A 16,311-nucleotide genomic window follows, 5' to 3' on the forward strand; every position below is an offset into this window, starting at 1 on the left:
AATCAATCGCGGCGCTATTACTTATTAAAATGTAACCAAATTTCCTAATGCTCTTCTAATTAAATTGGCAATAAGATAATAAATTGAATAACCCCATTTTCATATTCTGCTCGAATTTCTCCTTTGTGCAATTCAACAATGCTTTTTGCAATTGCAAGCCCCAAACCTGAACCTTCTACAGCTCTACTTCTTGATTGATCTTTTTTATAAAAACGCTCAAACAAATTCTCTAATTCTTTTTTTGTAAATTCTTCACTATGATTCGCTATAGAAATTTTGATATGCTGTTCTTCTCTTTGAAGTAAAACTCGAATTTCTGCTTTATCTATACTGTATTTAATTGCATTTATTAAAAGATTTTCAAACACACGTACCATTTTTTCTGAGTCCACAACAGCATATATACGATCTTCCTGAAATTCTTTCACAAAAGAAAGATTATGCTCCTCCGCTTGTGGTACTAGCTCTTCTATTAACTGATCAAGTAGTTCATTCATACACACTTCTTGTGAATCTAACGCCTTATTTTCATCTGTTAGTTTTGTATACTCAAACAAATCCTCTATTAACATCTTCAACTGCTCTGATTTTGAGAAAGCAATTTTTATATACTCATCATGCTGTTCTTTATTTTCATATTTTGCATCACCTAGTAAACGTAAATACCCCATAATAGAAGTAAGTGGTGTTCTTAAATCATGTGATACATTTGTAATCAATTCACTTTTTTGTTTCTCTATTTGTTTTTCCTTTTCTATATTAGCCAAAAGCTTTTCTGCCATTTGATTAATATTTGAAGTTAATAACCCTATTTCATCTTGACCTGCCTGTTTGATTTTATATTGTAAGTTACCTTTCGAAAATTCCCTTACTCCTTCTGCCATCGCTTCAATCTGATTCATCTTCCTTTTCGTTATATAAAAGAAAGATAGTATAAACGTGATAAAACCTAGTAAAGATGGAAATGGGCTATTATCATTCACGATATACTTCACATTTCCTTGTGGTATACCACTTGCAATGATATACATATTTTTCGTATTAACAGTAACCGGATAAAAGGTTGTAAACTCCTTACGCTTTTGTTCAGTTCCATCTTGAATTAAATTTTGCGCCTCTACATATCGTACTTGATCCATTTTAAAATCCATCACATTACGCATCGTCTCATGAAGATTGATTTGTTCTTCCGGCGCTCCCTTTGTTTTATAAACGACTTTCCCATTCTCATCTATTATTAAAATTTTCAGTTGATTTTGATGATTCGATTGATCAAGCAGTTCTTGTATATTAATTTCCTTACCTTCCTCTGTTATACTTCCAACAAGCCATTGTGTCTGTCCATCAATGGCTTCCATACCTGATGCATAATCAATGATAGAAATTTTATTCGCATCCTCGAAAAAGGAAGATGAAGACCATCCTACTAATACACCGAGTAACGTACAGAAAGTAAATGTAGCAATTAGCTGTATCCGTATACTTTTTTCCAAATAACTCACTGTTTTACCTATCATTTTTTTAAAAATTTGATTCATCCATATTATCGGTTCAAATATCTTTCTCAATCTTGTAGCCAACTCCCCATACTGTTTTAATATAACGAGGCTTTCTTGGAATCGCCTCTATCTTTTCGCGTATTTTCCGAATATGTACCATCACGGTATTATCGGATTGGAAAGCTTGTTCTTTCCATACTCTTTCATAAATTTGCGCTGCATTTAATACCATTCCTTGATTTCGTGCGAACAATTCTAATACCTCAAACTCTCTCGGTGTCAATTTCACTTCTTCATTTGCAATAATGACCTGACGCGTTACTATATTTATCTTTATATCTCCAACTTCAAATACACTTTCATCTTTTACGCTTGTCCCGCTCATTTTCATATATCTCCGAAGTTGTGATTTAATCCGAGCAATGAGTTCCAGCGGATTAAATGGTTTTGCTACGTAATCATCTGCCCCAGTTGTTAACCCTAAAATCTTGTCCATATCTTGCGTTTTTGCCGACAGCATAATAATAGGCATTTCCGCTATTTCTCTCACTTTCATACACATATGAATGCCATCTATTTTCGGCATCATAATATCAAGTACAATTAGATGCACGTCTCTTTTCTTTACTATTTCTAACCCCTCTTCACCATCTACAGCTTGTAATACTTCGTATCCTTCATTCTTTAAATAGATAGCGATAAGTTTTCTAATTTCCTTCTCATCGTCCACGATTAGTATCGTTCCTTTACTCACAAAATCTCCTCCAGCATCATTTACCAAACTAAGAATGTTGCTTTATTTCACTCACTACTGCATTCTTCTTATGCATATACACATAAGAAATACTACAAACTACAATAACGATGCCACCAAAATATATACCGTACTCGGTCGCAAGGGTTACTATCACTTCTATATGCTTTCCAAATATAGAACCTAGTACAAAATAAACTAACGTCCAGACAAATCCTGTTACATATGAATAAATCGCATATGTCTTAAAAGACATGTTATTCATTCCTACTAAATACGGTACGATATGCCTCACAACAGGTATAAAATAACTTATAACTAATGCATAATGACCATATTTCCCTATCATCTCTTGCGATTTTAGAAGATACTTCATCTTTTTCTTTTTCATCAATTTATTAAGCACTTTTATGCCAAAGATTTTCCCGAGTATATACCCTAAAGAAAGGCCGGATACAACGCCTAAATACGTTAATAAAAAGGCGGGAATCAAATTCAATATACCCATCGATGATACAAATCCACCACTCATTACAATCATTTCATCTGGAATCGGCATACCGATAATACCAAGCCATAAACAAAAAAATAGTGCCCAATAACCATACTGCTCAATGTATGACATTAATTCATGTAGCTCCATTATGCATATGCTCCCCTTAGCTCTTTTTTACAGCTAAAGACGTAAGCTGGTGGGAAATTGAACCACACTTTTTCTAGTGTAATTTCAGGGAAGAAATGCTGTATAAATCCTTTTTTCACAAGTGAATATTGGAATGTAATAAATTCTCCATTCTCATGTATCGTTTCCATTACACTGTTTAAAATGCGCTTTGAAACCTCTTCTGGTAAAGAAGTGAAAGGCAATCCCGATAAGACGTAATCAATACATTCTATATTCAATTGTTCCATATACTTCTTTATATTTTCCGCTGAGCCGTGTATAACAATCACGTTCTGCTCATCTTTAAATTTTCTCTTTAACTCTTTGAAAAATACTTCATTAATTTCAATAAGAAGAAATATTGTCTCCTTCTTCTTTCTCTTTATAATTTCTTTCGTAAAGGCTCCTGTACCAGGCCCTAGCTCTACAATGCATTTCGCTCTATTAAAATCAATTACATCTACCATTTTCTTTGCTAATATCTTTGAACTTGGCGCAATCGCACCAGTATGTTTCGGATGTTTAATAAATTCATTTAAGAATGTTATGAGCTGCATATACTCTCTCTCCATTCGTTCAATAGTTTTTAACTTGTGTTTAAGTATAACTATCGTTTCTTAACAAATATTGAGGAGATTTCTTAAGATTTTATGAAGATGAAGGAAATCTTCATCTTTACTATAAACAAACATAAAAAATTGAATTCCAAAGATAAGCGAATCAAACATATACAAATAAGTCAGCTTGTTTATTTACCATGAATGATCATGTTCCTACTCCGATTTTGTATAGCGAAGTTACTATTTTTATGTTAGAATCCTCTAAGATATTTGAAATTAGTATAGAAATCATTTTTGGAGGCTTTATGAATAATCAAAACGATAATAAATCAAATGCATTATTTGCAGCTATACAAATAGTGCTACCACTTTTATTACCTATTCTTGTCCCTACATTTTTAATAGTGGGAATGAAAAAGTGGATGCCCGATGAAGTTAAGTATCCAAGCATAATATCATTGTTCGCATTATGTATGGGATTTTTCATAGTAGGAATTCTCTTCTCTATTGTTTTACGTTTATGTAAATTATCTGAGGAAAAATTAAAGGAATTAGGATTTTTAGGATTTACACTTTCGGCTGTTAGCACATTTCTAAGTTTTTATGTAGGTTACTTTTGGTTGGCAGACCTTAACTTCACATCAGTTGAATTATCACCTCATGCCGTATTAATTTTCGCTATTCTATGTACCTTGCTATTGGAAGGTATTTTTAAAGTAATGGACATGTTTGATAGTTCGGACGAAAATAAAGCTCACGTATAGACAAAAAAGCATTCGACTAACATGTTAGTCGGATGCTTTTTTACTAAGATAAAACAACTCTTTCATTACTTCGCGCTCACAATCTTATAATAAGAGCGAACTGTTAAGAAGTAATATCCGATATAAATAACGCTGTATACTCCGATACTAATTAGAAGCGGAATCATAATTTCAAATGGTAGTATGTTCCCTAAACCTTTTAATGCAAACAAACTGTGTAGAATTCCGATTACTAGTGGAATTGCAAAGATAAAGCTCACTTGTTTTGCAATAGCTTTTTTCATTTCTTGTTTCGTTACACCGACTTTATGAAGGACAACGTAACGCTCACGATCTGCACTTGCTTCTGTTAGCTGTTTGAAGTAAATAATAGAACCTGTTGCTAGTAAGAATACAAGTCCTAAGAACATTCCGATGAACATCATTAGTCCAGTTGCTTCAAGTCCCATATGGAAACCAGTATAGAAGTCTCTAAATGGTGGTGCCATTTCTGATTCACTAGCTGGCATCACTTTTGTTAATTTTTCTGTTAATACTTTACTGTTTCTTTCATCTTTTACATCAATATTTTTTACAACACGTGTTCCAAATGCTTGCTTCGCCTGTTCATACATTTCATCTGAAACGACAACAACTAATTCACCTAAGTTCGTAATTGCATTATTATTTGCACCTTGGATCGTCAATGTCTTCGTTTCATTTCCAATTTGGAATACCGCTTTATTTCCTTTATATTCAGGGCTAAACTCATACCCTTCAATATAAGAACTATCATATATAAATGCTTCGCCAGTAGCTATATTCACTGTTTCCGCATCGATTTTTTTCGCAAGTTTGTTGAATTCAGATTGAGATATAAATTGATATTTCTCTGAGATACTGTAGTTCATATTAAAGATGAAATCGACTTTAGCTCCTTCAAACTTTCCTTTTACAGGAACCATCTCAACTTCAAATTGATCTTTTACAGGGTGATTCTCTTTCTCTTCAGCAAAAATCGCATTTACTTTCTTATCTAGTTCTGCATCTTTCTTCTCATAAGAGTAGCTGTATGGTGCAACTGCTTTTGATTGTGTAAATGTGTTGTAATACATCGTAACTGACGTACCAACCGCCGTTAATGTTACTGCACTTAAAATAGAAATTGTCGCAAGTGACTTTGCATTTCCTTTAATACGATATAGTAACTGTGACGTCGTTATCATATTCATACCGTTATAAAACGATGATTTATTATTTCTTGCACGTTTCAATACGAATACTGTAAAGAACATAAATAGTAAATACGTACCTAATACTGTCGCAAGTAATATATAAAGTGCGACTGCCATAAAGTTTGCATACATAACTGCCTTCATAAACATTAACGCTAAGAAATAACCTGAGCCGATTAAGAAAACTGAAATTAACGCCATAATTACGGATCCTTTTGGCATTGCTTCTCCTTCACGCTCTGCGCGGAAAAGTTCAATTAACTTAAAGCGATAAATTAAACGATACCCTTGAAGTGATGTATATAAAATAATCACAAAGAAAATAATTGCTGTATCAATAATCGCAGCCATCGGTACTTCAAAATGAACATTTAAGTTTAATCCCATCATACTTACTAGTAGTTCAAGGAATAGTTTCGAAAGGACGCTACCGATCGCAATCCCGATAATTAAAGACATTAATCCCATTAACATATTTTCATAAAAGAGCATTTTACCAATCTGTCTTTTTCGGATACCAAGTAACGAATATAGCCCAACTTCTTTTTTACGTTTTCTTGTAAAGAAACCGTTCGAATATATAATAAACACTGCTACGAAAATGATTAGCATTACACTGGAAACTTGGAATGCACCGCTAATCTTTTTTGATGCTTCCGCTGCTTTTTCCATTTGTGAATTATATTGCAGTGCTTTAAATGTAAAGTAAATTACGATACTAAATATCATAGATGCAAAATATACAAAGTAGTCTTTAAAGTTCCGCTGTATGTTGCGGAGGGCAATGCTAGATAAGGTCATCAGCCATACCTCCAGAAATGGAAGACATTACGTCAACGACTTTTTGGAAGAACTGTTTACGTGTTAATTCACCACGGTGTAATTCTTTATATAACTCACCATCTTTAATGAAAATAACTCGTTTACAATAACTAGCCGCAAACGCATCATGCGTTACCATTAAAATTGTAGAATTATCATATTCATTTAACGACTTCATACTTTCTAATAAATCTGTCGCTGATTTAGAATCAAGTGCTCCAGTCGGCTCGTCCCCAAATATCATACTAGGACTTGTAACGATCGCACGCGATGCTGCGCAGCGCTGCTTCTGTCCACCAGATACTTGGTATGGGAACTGACTTAAAATATGATCAATACCGAATTTCTTTGAGATTTCAAGAACGCGGCGATCAATCTCACTCGCTTTCACCTTCGATAATGCAAGAGGTAACGCAATATTCTCTTTCACCGTTAACGTATCTAATAAGTTATAATCTTGGAAGATGAAACCTAAATGATCACGGCGGAACAACGCCAGCTTATCATCATTCATCTTCACGATATCTTTTCCATCAATTAAAATCTCACCGTTCGTCGCATTATCAATTGTAGAAAGAACATTTAAAAGAGTCGTCTTACCCGAACCAGAAGGCCCCATAATTCCAACGAACTCCCCTTCTTTTACTTGTAAGTTAATACCTTTTAAAGCTGCAAATTTATTCCCACCTGTGTCATATACTTTTTCAATATTTTTTGCTTCTAACACTGTTTTCATCTCGACATCCCTCATTTCTTCTATTCTCTATTTTCAACTATATATACTCTCTACTCTTGCCACTATCGATGTTTCTTACACTAACATGACAGTTATGTAAGGCACATAAGTAAAGACATCAGAATTTAACCTAATGTACTAAAGTACTTTGTTACTATAACATTGGGATATCATGCCATCCATTCATTCTCCTTACAGGAACATTACAATTTTGTAAGGTTAAAAATGCCCCCACAAAGTTGTGCATGAAATGTCGGATGGAGCTATTTCGTTCCTGATATTCTATATACAAAGGAGGTCATATAATGGATTCACTTAAAAATATGAATGCGGCAATGCAGTATATTGAAGACAACCTTACACACGAAATTGATTTTAAAGAAGTCGCAAAAATAGCTTTCTGCTCCGAATATCATTTCAAAAGAATGTTTTCTTTTCTAGCTGGCATATCACTATCAGAATATATTCGCTGTAGACGTCTTACCCTTGCTGCCTTTGAACTAACAGATAGCAATGCAAAAGTCATTGATGTTGCTATAAAATATGGATACAACTCACCAGATTCATTTACACGTGCATTTCAAAATTTGCACGGAATAACGCCTTCAGAAGCTCGAAGTACTAGTCGTTCTTTGAAAGCTTATTCACCAATGACCTTCCAACTATCCATTCAAGGGGGAAATGAAATGAACTATCGAATTGAAGAAAAAGGGCCATTTCAAATCATTGGTATACAAAAACGAGTACCGATTGTTTTTAACGGTGTAAACGAAGAAATTGCTTCTATGTGGAAAAGTTTAGACAGCCAATCAATCGAAACATTAAAGTCCCTTTCAAATATTGAACCTACCGGAATTATTAGTGCTTCTACGAATTTTTCTGAAGGAAGAATGGAGGAAAAAGGCGAACTCGATCACTATATTGGAGTAGCCACAACGAAAGATTGTCCAAAGCAATTCAAACAACTTGAAGTTGCAGCTTCAACATGGGCTATATTTGAAGCTGTCGGTCCATTTCCTGATGCATTACAAAATGTGTGGGGACGTATTTATTCCGAATGGTTCCCTTCTTCGAATTATGAACTAGCGGAAGGACCCGAAATATTATGGAATGAAAGTAAAGACGTATCCTCACCGAATTTCAGAAGCGAGATATGGATACCTGTTTTAAAAAAGTAATATAAAGGTCTAAAATTTTTCAAAATAAAGAAGCTGCTCTTCCTCTTTAAAGGAAAAGCAGCTTTTTATTTTATACTTCTTCTCGACTCGTTCTTATACAAGAAAATAGTAATAATCGCAAGCACTATAATAACTACCAAAGTAAATACTCTGTAGTTCGAGATTGTAGCAGTACCGATTAATACGGCTGGTATAACAGCCGTAATTAAACCACCAAACATGCCGACAAACGATCCTACACTTTGTTTTACTATTTGAGTTTCTGATACCCAATCATAATAACCAAATCGATTATTAATAAAAATCCCCCATACTGCCGAAAAGAATGAATATGTTATCGGTATTATTACGATGAAAAGAGAACTCCAAACATCTAGTTTTAACCCTATTATCAGTAATACAGCACTAATAAGTGATGCAGGTATACTTAATGAAAGATTCATAAGAATTTTACTGTCATAAATCATCTTTGGCGCTATAGGCAACGACTTAATAATCCATACATTTTTTCCTTCTAATGACAATGATACACATGTTGTACACGTCATCGAAATCGCTGCTGCAATAGCAAATGGCGCAACCTTTTGCAACAGGGCCTCAATTCCAGGATACGCTATTAATTGACTTGGCCCTACTACAACTATAGCTAGTGCGAAAGCTAGCGCCATCACAACTCCCATTCCGCTATTTACCACATACACTGTAGAAGAAAAGAAACGCTTCAGTTCTTTTTTATACAATGCGGCCAATACACTTTCTTTTCTCATGCTATGAATCTCATAATTTGAAAGCATATGATAAGTGGTAATCTCTGTATTTATTTGCTTATATTTTAACGAAAGGATTTTTACAAAAAGATAATACCAAATAACCGATATCCCAACAAACAGGATGAAAGCTACAATATCAGCATGAACAATTGCTTTTTGAAACATGTTAGCTAATGGATACACTTTAGTTAGTTGCTCTGAAATAATTGCACCTATTCCGTTCATATCATTAAGACTATATTGAGCATTTCCGCTTTTTAGCATAAAGAAACCGAATGTAATAATTACTATAAAACTTAAAGTCGTAGTTATTTTATTCGTATTTTTAAATTTAGAAGCGATTGCCGTAATAGCAGCTCCAAAAATCGCTGCTATTGTTGTTGGAATTAAAGATGCTATAAACATACTGATGAACCACATAAAGTAAAAAGAGACTGATGGCCTCTCATGTATGCCATAAACAACTCCCATTGGGAGCATGATTATGATTGAAAAGATCGTATTCAGCAAATATAAATACAAAAACCTACTTGTAATAACTGTACTTACACGAATCGGTAATGACATTAAAAAATCGTAATCCTTAAAAGCAAAAATCTCTCCATTTGCCTTAAATATAGTGAAAAACAACGTCAATACACTGCTAATAACTAGTGCATAAACTGGGATAATTTCACTTATTCCTAGCTTCACCAACCCATATGCCGAGGCCCCACAATATAGCATTAACATGACACCAACTAAGGCAATAGATGCTGACAGTAAAATCTTATTCTGCTTCTTCTTTTTATCTTTTTCGTATTTAAAAGTATTTAAACCAAGCTGCGTTATCAAGCGGATTTTTAAAAGACCTAGACTACTAATATTCATTAGCAAGCTCCTTCATAAAGAGCTCTTCCAATGATCCTTCCTTTATTAAAGAATTCACTTCCCCTGAAAGTGCTAATTTCCCTCTATTAATCATCGCTATTTTATTACATAACTTCTCCGCTACATCTAAAACGTGCGTAGAAAAGAAAATCGCACTTCCTTTTTCACAAAGCTCTTTCATAATACCTTTCAATACTACGGCTGCCTTTGGATCAAGACCAACGAAAGGTTCATCTAAAACTAATAATTTCGGTTTATGTAAAACCGCCGATATAATCGCTACTTTTTGTTTCATCCCATGCGAATAAGAAGATATTAAGTCTCCCAAGTAAGGTGTAATCTCAAAGGCATCCCCATACTTCTGGATCTGTTCTTCCCGATCCTTCACCGGCACTTTAAATACATCCGCAACAAAGTTTAAATATTGAATTCCTGTTAATTGCTCATATAAATCTGGATTATCGGGAATATACGCCATTACTCTCTTACATGCAATCGGATCCTTTTTTACTGAATGTCCATCAACAAAAATTTCACCCTCTTCAAAATCTATAACTCCTACTAACGACTTAATTGTTGTACTTTTCCCCGCACCGTTATGCCCAATAAATCCAAAGATATCTCCTGCTTGAACAGTAATGTTTAAAAGATCTACTGCTTTCTTACCACCTTTGTATGTCTTGCTAAAATTTATAATTTCTAACATGTGATTTCCCCCAAACTATCTCTCGGATAAAAAACAAAATATTCAGATTATCAAGCTTTTAATTTTACTCAGCAAGTTTTGTTTGTTATCCTCACTGAGTATTAGAACCTGTTAACACATAAAAACTATAAATATATAATTTGATTAGTGTAGTTCAATCGCTTATTGCTTACAATTGCATTTCTTTTTTATAAATAGCATATGACTTTATCGTTGATATGAAGATGCATATTAATATTATTCCAATCCCCATAAAAATATTGAATGGATCTGGAAGTACCGCCCCAGCATATATACAAAGTGCACCTATTACAAATACCTTCGAAGCAAATCTGTGTGTTTTTCTCCAAACTACAGGATTTTCTAATGTCCAGTCCATCCGGATTCCTACTAAGCCATTTGGCTTCGTTTGTTGCATATAATTGCCGAGTACTAAAAACAATGTTCCAAGTCCGAAATTAAATGCAATGGAGCCCGATGCAATATAATTAGACGCTGCTAATAGCGCAAATATATTACAGCCGAACCCTATCAAAAGAATTGCATAATGGATTGCAGAAAGGACTTTAGCATGCTGTTTATACTTATCTTTTGTTACATCAATATACCCCATAGCTAGCCATATCAAATACAGCAACACCATACTACCTATTGAAAATGAACTCGCTTCTATTTTAGAAAAATATCCATCTACCATTCCTGCAGCATTATAATGACGTGGAATTTGTTTCGGTAAATAAGGCCATACAATGTACCAGCCAATTGCAATTGCAATAATTAAACTCCATGGTAATACGTGTCTTTTCATCCTCTCTCCCCCATAAATTTTATATTAAGCCCCTATCTCTTTCTTATAAGCAACATAGGAATATCCCATCGTTAGTCCTACTGCACCAATAATAATTCCAGCCATTACGAAAGATTTCCATGCTACCGGCGCGAAAACACTTAAAATCATAATGATTCCTAATGCAACAAACACCTTTCCACTAAAACGGTGTGTTTTTCTCCATACTTCTTCGTTACTTAACGTCCACGGTGTTTTTATGCCTACAAAGTAATTTGGTTTACATTGTGGTAAATAGTTTCCGATAACTATGAATAGAATACCAACTAATAATTCAGGCATGCGATTAATGAATAAGTTATATCCTAATCCACTTGTAATAATATCTATATTTCCTACAAATAGTAGCAATAGTATCCCGTTATTCATCATCATAAAAGCTTTAGAAAATTTCTCGTAATTTGCTTTCCTTGGATCAATCTTTGGTATCACATTTAGAAATACATATAACGCAATCATAATTCCAACCATAGAAATCATTCCATATAATTTAGAAGAATAACCATCTACCTTACCACCACTCCAATGTGTCGCGATTGTATCCGGCAAATGTGGCCAAGCAAACGCCCAAGCTATACAAGTTATAAGAATTAATATAATTGCAAAAAGATGCTTTTTCATTTCCCCTCTTCCCCCTTATTTGTAAATGTAAACACCCAAGTCAATAAATCTTGAAAGACAGTTGTGTTCAAAGAGTACACAACGAATTGCCCTCTTTTTTCATCTTGAATAAGTTCAGCATTTTTAAGTGCATTTAAGTGGTGTGAAATACTTGGCTTTGTCATGTTGAACTGTTCAGCAATTTCCCCAGCTGTTAAATCGCCTTCTTTTAATAAGTCTAAAATTTTTCGCCTTGTCGGGTCTGCTAATGCTTTAAATGCTTGATTCAATGTCTTTCTTCCTTTCGATAATTAGACATTTAGATATTTATCTAAACGTTAAAATATTTTCAGTTAATTGTCAATTGTATCCTAGCCCTTTTTACTTTTTCCACTTTTGACCTATATTGTTTACTAGCTTATATTTCAACATAATGAAAAGACGAGAAACACATGATACACTATAGCTACAATTGTTTTTTTAGGAGGAATATACATATGTATAAAATTTTAATCGTTGAAGACGATCCAAATATTTCATCATTACTACAATCTCACATTCAAAAATATGGCTATGATGCTGTTGTTGCGGAGAACTTCGATGATATTATGGAATCGTTTAACGCTGTGAAACCACATCTTGTTTTACTTGATGTAAACTTACCGAAATTCGATGGATTCTACTGGTGCCGTCAAATTCGCCATGAATCTACTTGTCCAATTATTTTCATTTCGGCACGCGCAGGTGAAATGGAGCAAATTATGGCGATTGAAAGCGGTGCGGATGATTACATTACAAAACCGTTCCACTATGACGTTGTAATGGCAAAAATTAAAGGGCAATTACGCCGTATTTACGGTGATTATGCACCAAATATTTCTGAGCGTATCGTTGAAGTTGAAGGACTAAAACTATTCCCTGAGCGTCCAGAAATTCATTTCGGCGCTGAGCAAGTTCTTTTAACGAAGAAAGAAGCAATTTTAGCAGAAATGTTGTTATCTAAATTTCCTCGTACAGCGAGTCGTGAAGATTTACTAGCCGCTCTTTGGGACGACGAAAGCTTCGTTGAGGAAAATACATTAAACGTAAACATCACGCGTCTTCGTAAAAAGTTCAATGAGCTTGGTATTGAAAATGCTATTGAAACAGTACGTGGACTTGGGTATCGTTTTAACGCAACTTGGAGTGAATAAGCATGAAACTATTTTTACGTGATCATTTTGCATTTTTCCTACTATATGTATTAAACTTCGGAATCATTTTCGTTCTTTATGATGCAGTAGACGGATTTCAAAATAATAAGTTTTACTTCATCGTTTTAAGTTTATACTTATTCATCTGTTTCCTCGCTTATCGTTACGTTCGTAACCGTAGAATGTATCACAGATTAAGTGAACCACCAGAGAAACTGGAAGATGCGTTTATTGAAAGAGCGACTGCTCCTATGCCACACGGTGTAAACGAGCTCGTTCGTACGCAATATCGTCTATTCCAAAAAGACCTACAAACATTCGAAGTAAAACAGCAAGAACACCAATTATTTATTAACCATTGGGTACATCAAATGAAAACGCCTGTTTCTGTTATGCAGCTTATGGTGCTTGAAATGGAAGATGAGCATTTAATCCCTAAATTCAAAAAAGAGCTAGAGCGATTAAATCAAGGGCTCGATATGGCTTTATACATGGCAAGATTAAATAACTTCCATGAGGACTTCCATGTTGAGACGATTTCATTAAAAGATGCTGTAACAAAAAATATTAACGGATTAAAAGAACTATTCATTCGAAACGGAGTCTTCCCCGTTTTAGAAGTTCATTCAGATTTAAAAGTTGCTTCTGATGCGAAATGGCTAAAGTTCATTATTTATCAGTTAATGACAAATGCAGTTCGCTACTCTGGTGAGCGCGGAAAGAAAGTTTTCTTATCAGCTTACCGCAATGGTAAAGATATTATTTTGGAAGTTCGTGACGAAGGCGTTGGTATTCCACAAGAAGATATTCGAAGAGTATTTGAACCTTTTTACACTGGAAAAAACGGTCGTGCATTTGGAGAATCTACTGGTATGGGACTTTATATTGTAAGTAAAATTTGTGATTATTTAGGTCACTCTGTGAAACTAGACTCTGAAGTTGGTAAAGGAACGACGATTAAAATCATCTTCCACAACGCTGCAAATAATCAAGCAGAAAATACGGAGAAGGTGACCGAAGCATGATCGTAACATATGCTAGCAAAATGTATGAGATCTCACTCTCATACATTTTTTGCAATAAAACTACATATCAGCCTTCTATCGGGAGGTACTTATTATGACATTTTGGCAATTCGCATTCAAAAATGTAACGCGCAACTCAAGAGCTTATTTTGCTTACTTTATAAGCAGTTCCTTTTCCATTGCTGTTTTCTTTTCATTCGCTGTTTATTTGTTTCATCCAAAATTACAAAATTCCACTATGATCTCTGAAATTTCAGGATTAATGATTTTTTCAGAAGTTGTTATTGTTTTGTTCTCGTTCTTTTTTTTACTCTATTCAATCGGATCGTTTTTAAAGGTTCGTAAAAAGCAATTTGGGATTTTAACTGTTTTAGGTATATCAAAAAAGCAATTACATCGACTCGTTTTCACTGAAAATATGCTAATTGGTATTTTATCTATCTTTTTCGGTATGCAGTTTGGATTTGTATTTTCACAATTTTTCTTATTAGTGACAGCGAAAATTACACACCTACCAGGGATATATTTATATATACCTACGAATGCTTTCATTTTAACAACGATTGTGTTTCTTGGTCTCTTTATCGCTGTATCTGCATTCACACCAATGCTTATTCGAACAAAAAAAGCAGTGCACCTTTTAAAAACAAACAATGTAAAACAAAAAGAAAGAAAACCATCCATATCCATTTCTCTATTTGGTGCTATCTGTTTATTAGGTGGTTATATTTTAGCTGTAAACCCTAAATATTTTTTCTCAATAAACCCGCAAGTAGGCGTTATATATATGGTTTCAAGTATTTTTGTGATTCCAGCACTTGTTACAATTGGGACATATTTTTTCTTTTCTCAAATTAGTTTCTTACTTATTTATATTTTAAAGAAAAGAAGAAATTTTTATATGAAACGTATTAATATGCTTTGGATTTCGGATTTAGCAAGTCGTATTCGCACGAATATCAATATGCTTTTTATTGTAGCGATGCTATCTACAATAGCCTTCACAATGATTACATTTCTATATGGATTTGGAAAGTTTACAAAGCTAGATGTTACGAGAAGTACACCTTTTCCATTTTCTTATTTTTCATATGACGCAAATCCTTTTGCTAACAAGCATTTAACTTGGCTTGAACAGCAGTTACAAAAAGAAAATTTCTCTTATAAAAAGATAGAAGCTGATTTATATGAAACACCACTGAAAGAAGATGAAGGTATAACGGCTTACAATGACGTCTATGCAATGAAACAAAGTGACTATAATAAACTTGCAGCTTCCCTACGAATGAAACAACTATTCATGAGCGATAACGAAGCATATGTCTTAAGCGATAGCGCTTATTTCACCTTATTTAGCCAATTTGAGCCAAGCTTCAATAGAAAATCCATTACACTTTCTAGCACAAATACGATATTACAAGTAAAGGGCTATGAACAAGCAGGGGCCATTCCATCTAACTTTTCATATCAAACTTTAATTTTACCTGATGTTGTTGTAAACAACTTACCAAGTACAACAAAGCATATATCAGCGTACAATTATAACGTACAAAATTGGGAAAAGACGTATAAAATTGCTAATGATTTTATGAAAAAAATACAAAAAGATCGACAGGAATTCCAATACGAAGGCCCCCTTATCCGCCCCTATGAATCAGCAGACTCATTATATAGAATCACATCAGGAAGTGCTGCATACTTCCTAATCGGGACATTCTTAGGTGTCATTTTCTTTATTGGAGCAGGTAGCGTTCTTTACTTCAGAATGTATACAGATTTAACAAACGAACAAGAAAAATATGTAGCAATTTCAAAAATTGGTGTAACAAATGCAGAGATGAAACGATCTGCAACCATTCAACTTAGCATTTTATTTTTCGTTCCATATGTTATGGCATCCATTCATACAATGTTCGCAACAAAAATGCTTCAAGATGTAATTGATTTATCACTATTCAAAGAAATTTCAGCCGTTCTTATTATTTTTGGCATAGTTGAAATCGTCTTTTTCTTATTCATTCGTTCCTTTTACATGCAAAAGTTATCAGAGTATACGAATGGTTAAGTTTTATGAATATATTAGTACAGGAAAAGGGTATCTCTTATATC

16 protein-coding genes are annotated in these 16,311 nt (G+C 34.0%); 5 read left to right on the forward strand and 11 right to left on the reverse strand.

Going from position 1 to position 16,311, the window contains the following annotated elements; all coding sequences use genetic code 11:
• Nucleotides 1-59: 59 nt before the first annotated feature.
• The 4 genes from DET63_RS24995 to DET63_RS25010 are packed head-to-tail and all read right to left on the reverse strand — an operon-like array spanning nucleotide 60 to nucleotide 3,474.
• Nucleotides 60-1,568: a sensor histidine kinase gene (locus DET63_RS24995; protein ID WP_113938188.1), complete on the reverse strand. Its 1,509-nt coding sequence runs from the start codon at nucleotides 1,566-1,568 to the stop codon at nucleotides 60-62.
• A complete protein-coding gene (locus DET63_RS25000) occupies nucleotides 1,552-2,253 on the reverse strand; it encodes a response regulator transcription factor (protein ID WP_113938189.1) in 702 nt (233 codons plus the stop codon). Before DET63_RS25000 ends, DET63_RS24995 begins: the two co-directional genes overlap by 17 nt.
• 28 nt (nucleotides 2,254-2,281) lie before the next feature.
• Nucleotides 2,282-2,896: a DedA family protein gene (locus tag DET63_RS25005; protein ID WP_000418950.1), complete on the reverse strand. Its 615-nt coding sequence runs from the start codon at nucleotides 2,894-2,896 to the stop codon at nucleotides 2,282-2,284.
• Complete coding sequence (locus tag DET63_RS25010; protein WP_002129619.1) at nucleotides 2,896-3,474, reverse strand: class I SAM-dependent methyltransferase; 579 nt, start codon at nucleotides 3,472-3,474, stop codon at nucleotides 2,896-2,898. Before DET63_RS25010 ends, DET63_RS25005 begins: the two co-directional genes overlap by 1 nt.
• A 308-nt stretch (nucleotides 3,475-3,782) precedes the next feature.
• Here DET63_RS25010 and DET63_RS25015 point away from each other — a divergent pair, with 308 nt between their 5' ends.
• Nucleotides 3,783-4,241, forward strand: a complete 459-nt coding sequence (locus tag DET63_RS25015) for a hypothetical protein (protein ID WP_001064712.1) — start codon at nucleotides 3,783-3,785, stop codon at nucleotides 4,239-4,241.
• 65 nt (nucleotides 4,242-4,306) lie between these two features.
• Here the strand turns inward: DET63_RS25015 and DET63_RS25020 are convergent, their stop codons facing one another.
• Nucleotides 4,307-6,256, reverse strand: coding sequence for an ABC transporter permease (locus DET63_RS25020; protein WP_000176129.1), 1,950 nt, complete (start codon nucleotides 6,254-6,256; stop codon nucleotides 4,307-4,309).
• Nucleotides 6,243-7,013: an ABC transporter ATP-binding protein gene (locus tag DET63_RS25025; RefSeq protein ID WP_000859658.1), complete on the reverse strand. Its 771-nt coding sequence runs from the start codon at nucleotides 7,011-7,013 to the stop codon at nucleotides 6,243-6,245. Before DET63_RS25025 ends, DET63_RS25020 begins: the two co-directional genes overlap by 14 nt.
• 305 nt (nucleotides 7,014-7,318) lie before the next feature.
• On the opposite strand from DET63_RS25025, the gene DET63_RS25030 reads away from it, so the two are divergent.
• A complete protein-coding gene (locus tag DET63_RS25030; RefSeq protein ID WP_061688372.1) occupies nucleotides 7,319-8,191 on the forward strand; it encodes an AraC family transcriptional regulator in 873 nt (290 codons plus the stop codon).
• Between the two features lie 65 nt (nucleotides 8,192-8,256).
• Here DET63_RS25030 and DET63_RS25035 read toward each other — a convergent pair whose 3' ends face one another.
• The 5 genes from DET63_RS25035 to DET63_RS25055 all read right to left on the reverse strand — a co-directional run bounded on the left by DET63_RS25035 (nucleotide 8,257) and on the right by DET63_RS25055 (nucleotide 12,274).
• The gene (locus DET63_RS25035) at nucleotides 8,257-9,831 is read right to left on the reverse strand and encodes a putative ABC transporter permease subunit (RefSeq protein WP_113938190.1); all 1,575 of its coding nucleotides are present in this window, start codon (nucleotides 9,829-9,831) and stop codon (nucleotides 8,257-8,259) included.
• Nucleotides 9,821-10,537 carry an ABC transporter ATP-binding protein gene (locus tag DET63_RS25040; RefSeq protein ID WP_107887305.1) on the reverse strand — a complete coding sequence of 239 codons (717 nt, stop codon included), beginning with the start codon at nucleotides 10,535-10,537 and terminating at the stop codon, nucleotides 9,821-9,823. The genes DET63_RS25035 and DET63_RS25040 overlap by 11 nt, the downstream gene beginning before the upstream one ends.
• Nucleotides 10,538-10,706: 169 nt before the next feature.
• Nucleotides 10,707-11,345, reverse strand: a complete 639-nt coding sequence (locus DET63_RS25045; protein WP_113938191.1) for an SdpI family protein — start codon at nucleotides 11,343-11,345, stop codon at nucleotides 10,707-10,709.
• Between the two features lie 24 nt (nucleotides 11,346-11,369).
• On the reverse strand, nucleotides 11,370-12,005 hold the full coding sequence (locus DET63_RS25050) for an SdpI family protein (RefSeq protein ID WP_002143549.1): 636 nt from the start codon (nucleotides 12,003-12,005) through the stop codon (nucleotides 11,370-11,372).
• Entirely contained in the window at nucleotides 12,002-12,274 is a 273-nt protein-coding gene (locus DET63_RS25055) for an autorepressor SdpR family transcription factor (RefSeq protein ID WP_001070538.1), read from the reverse strand. The genes DET63_RS25050 and DET63_RS25055 overlap by 4 nt, the downstream gene beginning before the upstream one ends.
• A 207-nt stretch (nucleotides 12,275-12,481) precedes the next feature.
• Here DET63_RS25055 and DET63_RS25060 point away from each other — a divergent pair, with 207 nt between their 5' ends.
• The 3 genes from DET63_RS25060 to DET63_RS25070 all read left to right on the forward strand — a co-directional run bounded on the left by DET63_RS25060 (nucleotide 12,482) and on the right by DET63_RS25070 (nucleotide 16,267).
• A complete protein-coding gene (locus DET63_RS25060) occupies nucleotides 12,482-13,177 on the forward strand; it encodes a response regulator transcription factor (RefSeq protein WP_000276730.1) in 696 nt (231 codons plus the stop codon).
• Between the two features lie 2 nt (nucleotides 13,178-13,179).
• A complete protein-coding gene (locus DET63_RS25065) occupies nucleotides 13,180-14,202 on the forward strand; it encodes a sensor histidine kinase (RefSeq protein WP_002015836.1) in 1,023 nt (340 codons plus the stop codon).
• A gap of 94 nt (nucleotides 14,203-14,296) precedes the next feature.
• Nucleotides 14,297-16,267: an FtsX-like permease family protein gene (locus DET63_RS25070; protein ID WP_113938192.1), complete on the forward strand. Its 1,971-nt coding sequence runs from the start codon at nucleotides 14,297-14,299 to the stop codon at nucleotides 16,265-16,267.
• Nucleotides 16,268-16,311 lie beyond the last annotated feature (44 nt).

Source organism: Bacillus sp. DB-2 (genome assembly GCF_003315125.1).
GTDB lineage: Bacteria > Bacillota > Bacilli > Bacillales > Bacillaceae_G > Bacillus_A > Bacillus_A mycoides.

Bases quoted from the DNA above. Each gene is read 5' to 3' on its own strand.
- DET63_RS25005 (WP_000418950.1), bottom strand. From the start codon at position 2,896: ATGGAGCTACATGAATTAATGTCATACATTGAGCAGTATGGTTATTGG.
- DET63_RS25010 (WP_002129619.1), bottom strand. From the start codon at position 3,474: ATGCAGCTCATAACATTCTTAAATGAATTTATTAAACATCCGAAACAT.
- DET63_RS25015 (WP_001064712.1), top strand. From the start codon at position 3,783: ATGAATAATCAAAACGATAATAAATCAAATGCATTATTTGCAGCTATA.
- DET63_RS25020 (WP_000176129.1), bottom strand. From the start codon at position 6,256: ATGACCTTATCTAGCATTGCCCTCCGCAACATACAGCGGAACTTTAAA.
- DET63_RS25025 (WP_000859658.1), bottom strand. From the start codon at position 7,013: ATGAAAACAGTGTTAGAAGCAAAAAATATTGAAAAAGTATATGACACA.
- DET63_RS25030 (WP_061688372.1), top strand. From the start codon at position 7,319: ATGGATTCACTTAAAAATATGAATGCGGCAATGCAGTATATTGAAGAC.
- DET63_RS25035 (WP_113938190.1), bottom strand. From the start codon at position 9,831: ATGAATATTAGTAGTCTAGGTCTTTTAAAAATCCGCTTGATAACGCAG.
- DET63_RS25040 (WP_107887305.1), bottom strand. From the start codon at position 10,537: ATGTTAGAAATTATAAATTTTAGCAAGACATACAAAGGTGGTAAGAAA.
- DET63_RS25045 (WP_113938191.1), bottom strand. From the start codon at position 11,345: ATGAAAAGACACGTATTACCATGGAGTTTAATTATTGCAATTGCAATT.
- DET63_RS25050 (WP_002143549.1), bottom strand. From the start codon at position 12,005: ATGAAAAAGCATCTTTTTGCAATTATATTAATTCTTATAACTTGTATA.
- DET63_RS25060 (WP_000276730.1), top strand. From the start codon at position 12,482: ATGTATAAAATTTTAATCGTTGAAGACGATCCAAATATTTCATCATTA.
- DET63_RS25065 (WP_002015836.1), top strand. From the start codon at position 13,180: ATGAAACTATTTTTACGTGATCATTTTGCATTTTTCCTACTATATGTA.
- DET63_RS25070 (WP_113938192.1), top strand. From the start codon at position 14,297: ATGACATTTTGGCAATTCGCATTCAAAAATGTAACGCGCAACTCAAGA.